The following is a 13532-nucleotide window of genomic DNA, read 5'->3' as shown; positions in this document are numbered from 1 at the left end:
CGTAACCCTCTCTTCTTTCCCTCGTTTGGGGAGGAGATGGAAACACTGGAATACATTCTGGGAATAGGAGACGAACACCTTAACTGGTGGCAGATGTCTGTCAGGGCGGTGATTGTTTTCTTTGTCTCCCTGACTTACATAAGATTGGCCAACAAGCGCATTTTTGGGCAGCAGAGCACTTTTGACATCGTCCTGAGTATTATGTATGGGTCCATCATGAGCCGGGCCATTACGGGTACCTCTCCTTTCTTTCCTACGCTGGCCGCTGGCATAGTGCTTATTCTCCTGCACCGCATGTTGGCATCCGTGGCCTTTCAGTTTGGGCATGGGCACGGCATCAGCAATTTCCTCAAAGGCAAAACCGTATCCTTGGTGAAAGATGGGAAGGTGCTGGAAGACCAGATGCGGGCGCATAGCATCACAGAGAACGATATCATAGAGGTATTGCGCACCAAGGGAGGCCCGGTGGATATTGCCAAAATAGAAACCGCCTGCCTGGAGCGCAGCGGAAGCATTAGTGTGGTCTATAAAGACGACAAATGAGCAGCAGAGAACAGCTCCCATGTTTATCTTGCGTGTTCCGCAAAACCAGTCCTGTTGGCCAATGGGAACGCCTCTGGCTTACTTTATTCTGCTTAGTTTCATCCCTACTTTCCCGTAGTTGGTAGTGGGCCAGTTGCCAGCGGCTAAGGAAACGCAGACATCCAGAATAAGCGTGTCTCTGGTGAGTTGTACAATGGTGTGTTCCCGTCCTCCTATGATAAGTTTGTTTCCCTGCCGCTCATAGACGGTGGTAGCAGAAGCAGGCTCGTTGGCGCTGCAACTGCGGGTGCCATGCTCGATGACTAACTCTGTTGAACTGCTGAAGTCATAGACATCATCATCCTGGCAGGTGGCATTGGTAGGCTTGAAAGCCATGTCTGAGGGTTTGGTACTGTAGGCACACGCTTCATTGCCGCCTAGTGCCAGCACTTTGTTTGCATACATCTGCCACCGGGTGTTTAAGGTCACAGCAGGTGCATCTGCGTCATCTGAGTCGCAGCTGCTTAAAACACATGCCCAGAAAAGAAGCGCCAGAAGACAAGTTTTTCTCATAGTGCAGCAGGTTTTGTACAGGTCTAATATTACAAAAAAATGTGGTTTGTAGGTACCTGCCTGTGTTGGAGCAAAGGCTTGGCTAAAGGTGCTTTTCTTGAAAGGGGCTTCTTCATTGTCCGGGCTTTGGGGTGCAGAAAGATGCTTTCTACCGGATGGGCTTCTGCCTGGCGACAGGCCTGAAATGTTTGACCTGTGATCGCCTTGTAACCCCGCCCTGGCTTTGCTCAATCTTCCCTCTAATGATCTGAATTCCTAAAGGCTTGATCTGATTAGCCTTAGCTTTATCAGCTTTCAGGCTATGGCCCAAGTTTACGCGGCGCCAAAAACAATTGGGCATTCAGTTAAGTTATTGCGTTTATTTACACTCCCGTAACCCGTTTGTGAGATGGATTTTTCAAATTTATTCCAGCATGTGCCAGACAACCTGGTGGTGTTTACCCCAGATTTTAAGATCATAGCCGCCACAGATGCCTACCTGCAGACCACTATGCGCAAACAGGAGGACATTCTGGGGCTTCACCTTTTACTGGAGGCTTTTCCAGACATACATTATTCTTTTGAGGAAAACCCGGTACGTAAGTCCATTGCCAAGGTAATAGAAACCAAACGGGTAGATTTCATGGACCTGGTGCGGTACAACATAGCGCGGCCTGCCTCTGAGGGCGGCGGGTTCTACGAGAGTATCTGGGAGGCCTCGCACACGCCTGTTCTGGACCAGGAAGGCAATGTGGAGTACATCATCCAGAAAACCATGGACGTGACGGAGCGGGAGCAAGCCAAACTGGCCCACCAGGAAAGCGAGAACAAGTTCAGGATCATGACCGATACGGTGCCCCAGTTGATATACACCGTGAGCCCCGAGGGAAAGGTGACGTACGTGAATGAGCGCTTTGTAAAATACACCGGCATTCCTGCCCAGGAGATCATGGCTTCAAGTACCGGGTTTATGGATGTGATGCACCCTGATGACAAAGGGCCTTTTGCAACGCGGGCGCAGGAGAGTTTTCAGAAGCAGGTAGAGTTCCAGGCCGAGATAAGGATGCGGGACCGCGATGGCAATTACCGCTGGTTTGTGAAAAAGTGCTCGCCCGTGGTGCTGGGTAACCAGAATAAGGTTTCTTTGTGGGTAGGCAGCGCCACAGACATCCATGCCACCAAACAGATGGTGCAGGAACTGCTGGAGAGCAATGAGCAGATGGCGCTCCTCTCAGACCAGGTGCATGCTGCCTTAGAGAAGGCCCAGTCTGAGCGCAAGACTCTGGAGAACATGATCATGAACGCGCCGGCTATTTTCTGTACTTTAAAAGGGCCGGAGCACCGCTTTGAATTGATTAACCCTTATTACCAGGGGCTTTTCCCGGACCGGGAGCTACAGGACAAGACCGTAGCCGAGGCGGTGCCGGAGGCGGCTGAGCAGGGGTTTGTGGATCTGCTGGACAAAGTGTACCAAACCGGCGAGGCTTTCTCTGCCAAGGAAGTCTACTTTCAACGGAAACGGCAAGACACCAAGACCTCGGAAGATGTCTACCTTACACTCAATTACCAGCCTATCTTTGGCGAGGGGATGAAGACTATCGGTATCCTGGTGTTCGGGTACGAGATTACGGAACATGTGAAGCTGCGGCAAAGTCTTCAGAAAGAGGGTGAGGCATAGAAATCCATGAGTTTACCAGTTACTAGCTTTACATGAACGCTGCCCAAAGTGACCTTCAGCAACTCAGGATAAAGCTGATTTTATTTAAGTCTAAAGTACGCTCTGCGGTGTACGGCGGCACTCCAGACCAGGAGTTCTTTTCTTCCAGCGGTCCCTTGGGCCAGTGGTTCAGGACCATTGGTGCCGTACGCTATAGCAACCTACCCGAGTTCAGCACCATGTCAAGGCTGTACAAAGAGTTGCTTACCACCGCCATGCATCTAATAAGCCAGTACCGCTCCGGAAAGATTGAAGAAGCCCACGAGGGCCTCCAAGACATTGACAAGCTTTCTGAGCAATTGACCAGTCTTATCTCCGCGCTGGAGACCCGGCTGGCATAAGTTCTAAGATTGGCCCAGGCCAGGCAAGGTGGCCTGGGCCAATACGTTTACTGCATAGATTTTTACTAAACCCAGAACCGTTACATCACATCGCTTAAAACCTGTTATGGTAACCACTTATTTTCAGAGTAAGGCCTTTACCCTTTTGTATGACCACACTAACCAGCTGGGCATAGCTGAGGCGGTTGGTTTCCTGAGCAGCGAAGAGTTTAGGGAAGCCGTTACCATGTGCGTGCGTCTGCTGGAGGAACACAAGCCCCTGCGCTGGCTCGCCGATAACCGCCAGATGAAGGCCATCAGGCAGGCAGATCAGGCTTGGTACGCTGAGTTCGCCTTCCCTAAGCTCAGGGACAGCAGCATCCGGCGGAATGCCACCGTGGTTTCCGAAGACATTTTCAATAAAATGGCCGTAGAACAGCTCATGAAGCGCGCGCCAGATTTAGGCGATATGGCCCTCAAGGATTTTGAATCTCGCGAAGAAGCCCTGGCTTGGGTGCTTCAACCCGTGAAATAGGAGTCTTAAGCCTACTCAGCAACATATACCAGGAAAGGGAGCCTCAGCAGGCTTCCTTTTTTGTTTTGCGCTGTTTCTGGTACAATAGCCGGAAAACGGATGGAGCATTTAGGGCCTGTTTTTATGAGATCGGGCTTGAAACGGGTAGAGGCTTCCTGAGCTGGGCTCTTGCGGATCTGGGGGAATTAAGGCCAATTGAATCCCGGGCAATTTTCCAGAGGCGTGCAACCTTCTGGGCGGTAAGTGGCTCTTCTGTATAGATCTTCTACCTTAATGTTTACATGCCCTTTAGAAATGAAAAACTACTTAAGTAAGCTCACCTTGGTCTTATTCACCACCCTGTTCCTGGCCGGCTGTGACCTGGAAGACCCGGAACCCTCTACCCAATCCTCGCCCGTTTTTCTCACCAAGATTAACACCTCCCAAGGCGATAGCCGGGAGTTCCAGTACTCGGCCTCGGGATGGCTTACCCGCGTGGTGGGCAAGGGTTCTCTGGCCCTGAACGAGAATGCGCAGTCTACAAGCGAGGTTGTGTATGATAACCTGGGCCGCTTTGCCTACGTGCTCACCGATGGCCCCACCGTAGACACGGAGAATGCCTATTACTACACCTCAGAGAACCAGCTTTACAAACTGGATGAACTCATTGACGACAAACTGCAGAGTTACCACACCTTTGAATACAACGTGAACGGGCGGTTGACTGCCCGCTACGACTTTTACAAAGACGTGACCACCGCCACCACGCCCCGGGAAACCAACAAGGTCACCTACACCTATGACGCCAACGGCAACGTGAGTGAGATTGCCTTATACACCAGGCCTACCACCGGGGCAGCCTGGGAATTGGTGCAAAAGAGCAAGTACGAGAACTATGACACCAAAAAAGGTGTGCAGCACCTGGCAGATGCCCTCTTCACGCCAAACATTCTGCTGTTCCGCAACAACCCCGGCAAAGTGACCACCACGCTGGCCAGCGGAGAGGTACGCACGGCTACCTTCACCTACGAATACAATGCCCAGAACCTGCCCGTCAGAAAAACCACCACCCCAGAGAACGGCACCCCCTTCGTGACGGACTATACTTACCAGATGTAAGGTTGATTAGTGTTCAAAAAGAGAACTCCCGCTTTGAGCCTGTTTTTATGAAAACAGACCCAAAGCGGGAGTCTTTCTTTGTAGGGAGAAACAACGTTCGCCCTTGCCGGTGTTATCAGGTGTAGATTGAAGTAGTCGACTATTCTGCGAGAGTACTGGTCTGGCGAATCATCTCCTCAATCCTGCTTTCGGCCTCTTCTTTGCTGATGCCGTGGTAGAAATCATGTACCAACGGGTGTTCAAAGTCTTCATGCGGAAAGACGTGCGGCCTTTTGTTACCAGCTTGTGTTACTACCGTTGACGGAACATTGAGAGTATCCTCATATCCCAATAGGTTGTTGCATACATACCCAAAGTAGCTAACCTCATGGGCTTCACTATGGTAGTTCTGCTGGTAATCCTTAAATGTTGTCTCACTCACCGAGACCCAAAAACCGTAATCTAAATCATCGCAATGGTCATTCACCGGAATGGTCATCACCACTCTGATAAAGCGGTCTAACTCATCTTCATGGGTGATGATACAGAAGTCTCCTTCCAACCAGCCTTTGGCTCCTTTCTCTTCTTCTGATAAGTCGTTGTAATGAGTGGGCGACGTATAGGTCAATGCTGGCCAGCTTTCATGTGTTTGGCCACAATCTGCACAGGTGTAGGTCATGCGTTAAAAGTTAGGTGAGATCAGAGAGGGTTTTCTTCATACTTCACGAAGCCAAAAACCTCGATCTCTTTCTGTTTTTGATTTATTCTGTATACTACTAAGTAACCTTTGAATACCAGTTCTCTTATTTCTTCCTGGTCAAAGAAAATAGATTTACGATGCCTGAACGGCATGTTAGGGATCTCCCGAATCTGCTGAATGATGTCTGTTTTGAACTTGCGGGCAGCGCCAGGTTTGTCTTGGGCAATGTGCCGCACTTGGGCATTCAGTTTCTCACTGAACCGCCTGCTGATCTTAAGCTTCATACCGCTTGAGGGTATTTTCAAGCTCTTGGTCTAATTGATCTAGGTCTATAAAGTCTGCCTCCCCGTTTTCTAGTTGGGTTAAATCTTGCCTCAGTTCTTTTTGGGTAGCGGTGAAGGTATCATCCTCCTCAATTATCTCCAGTTCTTCTTTGGTGAACTTGCGCAGAAACCACATCAGGTTCTGGTACACTTTCTCATTCACCCGTAGCCGTATGGTTTGCATAGCAGTCTTATTTAAAATAAGTCAATAAATAAAATTACGATCCTGTTCTGTTTTCGGCTTCATTCTAAGAATGGAAGACGAAAACAGAGTGATTATTACTCCACTACTTCAAAAGCATATTTAACAGAAGTACCATTAACCCAAATGGAATCTTCCTTGAGCGGCTCATGGTAGACTATGGCGCCGTAATAATTCATGCCAAGCTTTTGAGGAACAAATTTGTGTATAAACCTTCTGTTATCCTTAGAATAAAGTGTATCTATAATCTTGCTGAACCTAGGTCTCTGATTGCTGTATTTGTCTGATTCACCTACAACAGCATAAATCTTTCCTCTTATAGGCTCTGCAAATTCAATTGTAAAGGTGTGCTCTTGCCCTAGTTTCAAAGGTGATTTTCTGCCTAATAGGTCAGGAAGATAATAGGCTACTTCCCTTGTGCCTGTAGTATCATATCTTTCAGCATAGAATTGGTTGCCAGTTTTATCGTAGCGGTTAAGTTCAGCTTTTATGCCAGTACCGTAGTAATATTTGATTTCATCTCCACATAACTTGCCCTCACAGTAGGTAGCAATATAATCTAGCTTACCGTTCTCTGCATAGCCTTTCACTTGTCCATGGGAGTCCCCGTTTTTAAGTGTAGTCTCTTGCTCTACTTTGCCACTTGGGTAAAAGAGAAAGGCTTTTCCGCTTTCTACACCATTAACCCAGTGGGACTTTATCTGCAAGTTTCCAATGGAGTCATACTTCAACGCAACTCCATGGCGCTTGCCATCTTTCAACTCAACTTTCATCTTAATCTTTCCATTTGGGTAGTATTCTTCTTCGTTGTTTGGGCCGCAGGAAATACAGAGTTGAACAATAGCCAAGGAAGAGAAAACTAGAGTACGAAGAGATTTCATGTATAAGAGAATGTAGAATCTAAGGTAGTGGTTTCTTAGAATCAGAAGAGGTATAATCAAACAAAAAGGAGGCCGTTCCGGGCCTCCTTTTTCTATTTCTAAGCAAAACTAAGGATTAGCTACCGCAAGCCTCGCAAGCGTCTGGGTTGTCTAAGCTACAGGCCATGTCGCTCATGTTTTGTTCAACCTGGTTGTACATCGGCGCCAGGGTTTCGGCGGCTTGTTTTTCAACGGTGAACTTGATGGCGTCTGCGGCGGCTTTGGTACGCAGGTAGTACATACCGGTTTTCAGACCTTTCTTCCAGCTGTGGAAGTGCATAGAAGTCAGCTTCCCGAAGTTCACGTTAGACACGTGCAGGTTCAGGCTTTGGCTCTGACAGATGTAGGCGCCACGGTCGGCAGACATGTCAATGATGGTCCGCTGGCTGATTTCCCATACCGTTTTGTACAGGTCTTTGATGTTCTGCGGAATGTTGGAGATACCCTGCACCGAGCCGTTGGCAGCGATGATGGCATTCTTCATCTGGTCGTTCCACAGACCCAGCGCGATCAGGTCGTTTAGGAGGTGTTTGTTTACTACCATGAACTCCCCGCTCAACACGCGGCGCACGTAGATGTTAGAGGTATAAGGCTCAAAACCTTCGTTGTTACCCAGAATCTGCGAGGTAGAAGCAGTTGGCATTGGCGCTACCAACAGAGAGTTGCGTACCCCGTGCTCTACCACTTCCTGACGAAGCGCTTCCCAGTCCCAACGGCCGCTTTCCGGCGTCACACCCCACATATCAAACTGGAAGATACCCCGGCTGATAGGCGAGCCTTCAAACGTCTCGTACGGACCGTGTTTCTTGGCCAGATCCTTAGAAGCCGTCATGGCCGCGAAGTAAATGGTCTCAAAGATCTCCTTGTTCAGGCGGGCGGCTTCGGCGCTCTCAAACGGCATACGCAGTTGCAGGAACGCATCAGCTAAGCCCTGTACCCCCAACCCGATAGGGCGGTGACGCATGTTTGATTTCTTCGCCTCTGGAACCGGGTAGTAGTTGATGTCAATTACCTTGTTCAGGTTCTTGGTAACGGTATAGGTTACCTCGTAGAGTTTCTGGTGGTCAAAGGTCTTAACCCCTTTCTCTTCTTTGATGTAACGCGGCAAAGCCAAAGACGCTAGGTTACATACGGCAATCTCGTCTTTGTCTGTGTACTCAATGATCTCGGTGCACAGGTTAGAGCTCTTGATGGTACCCAGGTTCTGCTGGTTAGACTTGCCGTTGGCGTGGTCCTTGAACAGCATGTAAGGGGTGCCGGTCTCGGTCTGGGCCTCTAAGATGGCAAACCACAGTTCCTGCGCTTTGATAGTCTTACGGGCTTTGCCTTCTTTCTCGTATTTCTCATACAAGCGCTCAAAGTCCTTGCCCCAGGTCTCAGAAAGGCCCGGGCACTCGTTAGGGCACATCAGGCTCCAGTCGCCGTTGGCTTCTACGCGCTTCATGAACAAGTCTGGGGTCCAGAGGGCCAGGAACAAGTCGCGGGTCCGCATCTCCTCTTTTCCGTGGTTCTTTCTCAAGTCCAGGAACTCGAAGATATCTGCATGCCATGGTTCCAGGTAAATCGCGAAAGCGCCTTTACGCTTTCCGCCGCCCTGGTCTACGTAACGGGCCGTGTCGTTGAAAACTTTCAGCATTGGTACCAGACCGTTAGACGTACCGTTGGTGCCTTTGATGTAAGAACCCGTAGCCCGGATGTTATGCGCCGCCAGACCAATACCACCCGCACTCTGCGAGATCAAAGCACAGTTCTTCAAGGTGTCATAGATACCTGGAATACTGTCTTCTTTCATGGTTAACAGGAAGCACGAAGACAACTGCGGCTTAGGCGTACCAGCGTTGAACAGGGTTGGCGTAGCGTGCGTGAACCACTTCTCAGACATGAGGTTGTAGGTCTCAATTGCTGCGTCAATGTCGTTCTTATGGATACCCACGGCCACGCGCATCAACATATGCTGCGGACGCTCCACTACTTTGCCGTTCACGCGCAGCAGATAAGAGCGCTCCAGGGTTTTGTACCCGAAGTAGTCATAGTTGTAGTCACGGTCATAGATGATGCTGGAATCCAGCACGGCCGCGTGTTTCTTGATCACGTCAAAGACGTCCTTCGCAATCAGAGAAGCGTTCTCACCTGTCTTGGGATCCTCGTAGGTGTAGAGCTGCTTCATGGTGTTGAAGAACGACTTCTGCGTCACCTTGTGCAGGCTGGAAATGGCAATGCGCGCCGCCAGAATGGCGTAGTCGGGGTGCTTGGTCGTAAGGGAGGCAGCGGTTTCGGCGGCCAGGTTATCCAGTTCCACGGTGGTCACGCCATCGTAGATCCCGTCAATCACCTTCTTGGCTACCTCAATCGGGCTCACAAACGTCATGTTCAGGCCGTAGCACAGTTTCTCTATGCGGGCCGTGATTTTATCAAATTTGACCGATTCCCTGCGGCCGTCTCTTTTTACAACTAACATACGCTTACACTAATAGGTGACGGATGACGTACCATCCAGATATTTCTCTCCCATGCGCTTTTGCGCCGGAGCATATTTTTGGCTTGAATTTACTTGAGAGCCCCACCTCCAACCGATTGCCGGATGCTTTGGGCCCGTTTTTGGAAAAACAGCCCCAAAGCGCTTTAGGGCTGTCTGGGGTGATAATTAAAAGTCCTCGTCCAGAGAGAACACGTTGGCGTCACGGTCGCTCATCACGCCCGATTTCTGGTACTCGCCCACACGTTTCTCAAAGAAGTTGGTTTTGCCTTGCAGGGAGATCATCTCCATGAAGTCAAATGGATTGGTTGAATTGTAGATTTTGCCGCAGCCCAGGGCCACCAGCAGGCGGTCGGCCACAAACTCGATGTATTGGTTCATCAGTTTTGCATTCATCCCTATGAGGTCTACGGGCAGCGCATCGGTCACAAATTCCTGCTCAATGCTCACTGCGTCGCGGATGATGGTTTGTACGCGCTCTTCGGGTAACTTGTTCACTAACATAGAGTATAGCAGACACGCGAAGTCGCAGTGCAGTCCCTCGTCACGGGAGATCAACTCATTGGAGAAGGTCAACCCTGGCATTAAACCACGCTTCTTCATCCAGAAGATAGAGCAGAAAGAACCAGAGAAGAAAATGCCTTCAACGGCCGCAAACGCAATCAGACGCTCAGTGAAGTTCTCAGAGTTGATCCATTTAAGGGCCCACTCGCCTTTTTTCTTCACGCAGTCAACGGTCTCCAGGGCGTTGAACAACCGGTCTTTCTCCTGAGGATCTTTAATATAAGTATCAATGAGCAGGGAGTAGGTCTCAGAGTGGATGTTCTCCATCATGATCTGGAACCCATAGAAGCAACGGGCTTCTGGCATCTGCACCTCCTGCATGAAGTTGATGGCTAGGTTCTCGTTCACAATTCCGTCTGAGGCCGCGAAGAAGGCCAGCACGTGGGAGATGAAGTGGCGCTCGCCATCATTGAGCTTCTCCCAGTCTTTCAAGTCCGGCGAGAGGTCAATCTCCTCGGCGGTCCAAAAGCTAGCCTCCGCTTTCTTGTACATCTGCCAAACGGCATCGTTCTGGATGGGGAAAAGGACAAAGCGATTAGGGTTTTCTTGTAATATGGGCTCCATAGCTAAAACGGTTTGTTGCTCTAAAATAATTAACGAGACGCCGCCGCAACGGCGTTTCTCCCCGGCCAGGGCAGCTTCTGAACCATTGGGTTTAGGAGCAATTGTACCGGCTTGAGATTTCAAATATAGGGACAAATACGTGGTTTGCCCGATTAGAACAGTTGAATTTATCCATTTCTTATACAGCGGTTATCCACATTGTAATGCACTTTTAACATATTGTAAATCAGCTTGTTGTGCTTTTATAAAAATTAGAAACCTTAAATATAGGCTTTATTATATGGGTTGGTAAGCGGTATCTTAAAGGATAGTAACTGATTTTGGAAGGTAAACGGGCAAGGTTATCATTAGTGGGTAGAAGTACCTTTTAAGCAGGATTTTCTAGGTTCTAGTCAGGCTGTGAGTCGCTCTAAAACCAGGGGAAAACGAGCTGATGAAGGCAGGGGTTTGTTCTCGCTGTTTTCTGCCCAGCGAAATAGTTTGATTTAAAATTTGAGGAAAGGAATGCACCAATGATGGATGCACGAAAGCTGGAGAGTGATTGCGGATTTGTTCAGGCGCTCAAAGCCTGCTTCGTTCAAGATTGAGAAGGAGGAGGCAATTGTTTAAATAGCGACAATTTAAAAGAGAATTGGGCTGAGAGGCTGGAGAGATGGTGTGGGAAAACAAACCTGCTGTTTCTCTTGATATTAGCCCAGAAGTTTTTTACTTTCATCTATGCTTCAGGGCCGGGAGTTCGCCCACTTTTACTGGTCAGAAGTACCCCAATCTAGCCATCTTTTCTGGGTGGCCAACATTTTTCTTGTCTTTATCCACTCGTAACTCATTGAGTATCATTACACATTATGTTTATCCACTAAAGTTATCCACATCTTGGTGCATAACTCACAACCGCCTATAAACCAGCGGAGTATCGGTAAAAATCAGGCTGAAATAATAGGGGCTTGTTTGGATATTAGCTTGACTGTCCGTACTTTTGCGGTTCAATTTTTAAAATATCGTAAGCTGATGTACGCAATTGTAGAAATCGCTGGTATCCAGACGAAAGTAGAGAGCGGTAAGTTCTTCTACACTAACAAGCTTTCCGGCAATGAAGGTGACGCCGTAGAGTTCGCCAATGTTCTTTTAACTGATGACAACGGAACTTTAACTGTTGGTGCTCCATTTGTAGACGGAGTAAAGGTGACTGGAACTATCCAGGGCCACGCCAAAGGTGACAAAGTAATCGTCTTCAAGAAGAAAAGAAGAAAAGGCTACAAGAAGAAAAACGGTCACCGCCAACAGTACACCAAAGTGTTGATCAACACCATTGGTTAATTTTTGAGGTAAAGAATAATTATTGTAGAACCTATTCTGGGGTTTCTCCCCAGATTAAAATAGACTAGAAATGGCTCACAAAAAAGGTGTCGGTAGTTCTAACAACGGCCGCGAATCACATTCCAAACGCTTAGGCGTGAAAATCTTTGGTGGTCAAACCATCAACGCTGGTAACATCATCGTGCGTCAGCGCGGTACAGCTCACCACCCAGGTGCAAACGTAGGTATCGGTAAAGACCACACCCTGTTCGCCCTGACCGATGGTATCGTACAATTCAAAAAAGGCGTTAAGAACCGTTCTTTCGTATCAGTTCTTCCAGTAGACGCTCCAGTTGCTACTGCTACTTCAGAAGAAGTTACTGCCTAAGCATACCTCTGGCCTCACGGCTGGTACAGATCACAAAAAAGGCTGCCTACAAGGCAGCCTTTTTCTTTTTCAAGTGTTTTACAAAAAATGGGCTGAAATCTTGTATTTAAAAATATGATGGTAGCCACTGGGAAGTAAGGCTTTCGCCTCACGGCTTTGCAAACTGCCGGTCATTTTAGGTCCAAGTCGCAGACTTGAACCATGTCATATACAGAAGACCTCACAGGTTTTCAAAACCTGTGAGGTCTGAGGCGTTCCTGCTAGCGTATTTCCTTTTCCAGCCTTTCGGTGGAGCGCCTTGTCAGGTTCCGGTGCCGTCAGGCATTGCGACCGCCAGGGAGCAAAGGAAGCTGGCGCAGCGCGAGGCCGGAAGGCGGGGCCTCGCGGCCGTGAGCGCACGGAGGGAAGCAATGAAACAATACAGTTTATAAACCCACGCAAACTGCAGCGCCACGCCAGCATCAACGGACTACGCAAACACCAATCCTCAAGCAATCAATAAAGGCAAAGGAGTAAAGGCTAATGCGGCGCCTCCGCAAACGAAACACTCCCTCCCAAAGAAGAAACTACTGGCGTCAGCGCATACAACACCGGCTTGCTCGGACTAGCATCCAGCACCAAACTGGTGACTTGCAGATTCAAAAGGTACCATCCATCCTCTACTGCATCCGGCACGAAGATTAATTCTGTAATAGTCGCCTGGGTGCCCGTATTCTCAGGATATTGCCAGAAGGCATGGTGCGCAAGCAAAGCCCCGCCGTCTTCCTCTCGGTCCACCGAAGGCAAGTCCAATAGAAGATGCTGGATGCCATGCTGCGCCAGATATTCAGCCAAAGCAGGTTCCAGGTAAGTAGGATTGGTGCCCGAGTATTGCGCAGTGCGTTTGCTCTCCAAATTAGGCAAGGTGCGCAAGACCAGAGCCTCAGGCAAATTACCTTCATCCAACCGGGCTATCACATCTTCCGCCATCACCATGAGGTCTCCATTTTCTAATACCCGCGGCGTAGCGGAGACCAGTTGCGCCATAAATAGAAAACGGTTGAGGCATTTGTCCAGCGTGGCGGCTGGGTCTGGTGAGATGTGGCCGTAACATTCGGTGTGGGTGCCGTTGCCGTGGGGCGTGAGGTGCACGCGCTGGTAATTGGTGGAGCCGCCCTGGGCTACGCTTCCTACAAAGTCTCCCACAATGATGGTATCTACCTGGACCGGCTCGGCCCAGAAGCAGTTGACGTTCTCCGGGCTCGGGGCCAGCGGTAGGGAAATATCCAAAGGTTGTTGAGGGTTGTAACCGTAGGTGCGGTCCCGGAAGGTGATGGTGGCAGAAGAAAGCATGGGCGGCGTTTTAGACCTGTTTTCCCTAAAATACGCGGAAAGCG

General features: G+C 49.2%; 15 protein-coding genes. 7 read left to right on the top strand and 8 right to left on the bottom strand.

Features of this window, described 5'->3' with window-relative positions:
- The first annotated feature begins 36 nt into the window (after positions 1-36).
- On the top strand, positions 37-543 hold the full coding sequence (locus tag J3P35_RS01160) for a DUF421 domain-containing protein (RefSeq protein ID WP_246849897.1): 507 nt from the start codon (positions 37-39) through the stop codon (positions 541-543).
- A 78-nt stretch (positions 544-621) separates the two neighbouring features.
- Here J3P35_RS01160 and J3P35_RS01155 read toward each other — a convergent pair whose 3' ends face one another.
- Positions 622-1095 carry a hypothetical protein gene (locus J3P35_RS01155; protein ID WP_210462252.1) on the bottom strand — a complete coding sequence of 158 codons (474 nt, stop codon included), beginning with the start codon at positions 1093-1095 and terminating at the stop codon, positions 622-624.
- A gap of 388 nt (positions 1096-1483) precedes the next feature.
- Between J3P35_RS01155 and J3P35_RS01150 the strand changes: the two genes are divergently transcribed.
- The 4 genes from J3P35_RS01150 (at position 1484) to J3P35_RS01135 (ending at position 4744) form a co-directional block, all read left to right on the top strand.
- Positions 1484-2752: a PAS domain-containing protein gene (locus J3P35_RS01150; protein ID WP_210462251.1), complete on the top strand. Its 1269-nt coding sequence runs from the start codon at positions 1484-1486 to the stop codon at positions 2750-2752.
- A 32-nt stretch (positions 2753-2784) separates the two neighbouring features.
- Positions 2785-3132, top strand: coding sequence for a histidine kinase (locus tag J3P35_RS01145; protein ID WP_210462250.1), 348 nt, complete (start codon positions 2785-2787; stop codon positions 3130-3132).
- A gap of 106 nt (positions 3133-3238) precedes the next feature.
- Positions 3239-3646: a SpoIIAA family protein gene (locus tag J3P35_RS01140; protein ID WP_210462249.1), complete on the top strand. Its 408-nt coding sequence runs from the start codon at positions 3239-3241 to the stop codon at positions 3644-3646.
- A 294-nt stretch (positions 3647-3940) separates the two neighbouring features.
- Positions 3941-4744, top strand: a complete 804-nt coding sequence (locus tag J3P35_RS01135) for a hypothetical protein (RefSeq protein WP_210462248.1) — start codon at positions 3941-3943, stop codon at positions 4742-4744.
- A gap of 139 nt (positions 4745-4883) precedes the next feature.
- Here J3P35_RS01135 and J3P35_RS01130 read toward each other — a convergent pair whose 3' ends face one another.
- The 6 genes from J3P35_RS01130 to J3P35_RS01105 form a co-directional block, all read right to left on the bottom strand.
- The gene (locus J3P35_RS01130) at positions 4884-5402 is read right to left on the bottom strand and encodes a DUF2199 domain-containing protein (protein ID WP_210462247.1); all 519 of its coding nucleotides are present in this window, start codon (positions 5400-5402) and stop codon (positions 4884-4886) included.
- Between the two features lie 20 nt (positions 5403-5422).
- Positions 5423-5707, bottom strand: a complete 285-nt coding sequence (locus J3P35_RS01125; RefSeq protein WP_210462246.1) for a type II toxin-antitoxin system RelE/ParE family toxin — start codon at positions 5705-5707, stop codon at positions 5423-5425.
- Entirely contained in the window at positions 5697-5930 is a 234-nt protein-coding gene (locus J3P35_RS01120) for a tRNA pseudouridine synthase A (RefSeq protein ID WP_210462244.1), read from the bottom strand. Before J3P35_RS01120 ends, J3P35_RS01125 begins: the two co-directional genes overlap by 11 nt.
- 95 nt (positions 5931-6025) lie before the next feature.
- Positions 6026-6829: a toxin-antitoxin system YwqK family antitoxin gene (locus tag J3P35_RS01115; protein ID WP_210462242.1), complete on the bottom strand. Its 804-nt coding sequence runs from the start codon at positions 6827-6829 to the stop codon at positions 6026-6028.
- Between the two features lie 115 nt (positions 6830-6944).
- Entirely contained in the window at positions 6945-9326 is a 2382-nt protein-coding gene (locus J3P35_RS01110) for a ribonucleoside-diphosphate reductase subunit alpha (RefSeq protein WP_210462240.1), read from the bottom strand.
- A 186-nt stretch (positions 9327-9512) separates the two neighbouring features.
- Positions 9513-10472 (bottom strand): ribonucleoside-diphosphate reductase small subunit, encoded by a 960-nt coding sequence (locus J3P35_RS01105; RefSeq protein ID WP_210462238.1) that lies wholly within the window; start codon positions 10470-10472, stop codon positions 9513-9515.
- A 1008-nt stretch (positions 10473-11480) separates the two neighbouring features.
- On the opposite strand from J3P35_RS01105, the gene rplU reads away from it, so the two are divergent.
- Positions 11481-11789 (top strand): 50S ribosomal protein L21, encoded by a 309-nt coding sequence (gene rplU, locus J3P35_RS01100; RefSeq protein ID WP_210462237.1) that lies wholly within the window; start codon positions 11481-11483, stop codon positions 11787-11789.
- Between the two features lie 70 nt (positions 11790-11859).
- The gene (rpmA, locus tag J3P35_RS01095) at positions 11860-12156 is read left to right on the top strand and encodes a 50S ribosomal protein L27 (protein ID WP_210462235.1); all 297 of its coding nucleotides are present in this window, start codon (positions 11860-11862) and stop codon (positions 12154-12156) included.
- A gap of 519 nt (positions 12157-12675) precedes the next feature.
- On the opposite strand, the gene J3P35_RS01090 is transcribed toward rpmA, so the two are convergent.
- Positions 12676-13488 (bottom strand): cyclase family protein, encoded by an 813-nt coding sequence (locus J3P35_RS01090; protein ID WP_210462233.1) that lies wholly within the window; start codon positions 13486-13488, stop codon positions 12676-12678.
- Positions 13489-13532 lie beyond the last annotated feature (44 nt).

The organism is Rufibacter roseolus (assembly GCF_017916365.1).
Taxonomy (GTDB): domain Bacteria; phylum Bacteroidota; class Bacteroidia; order Cytophagales; family Hymenobacteraceae; genus Nibribacter; species Nibribacter roseolus.
This window is presented reverse-complemented; position numbering and strand designations above follow the sequence as displayed.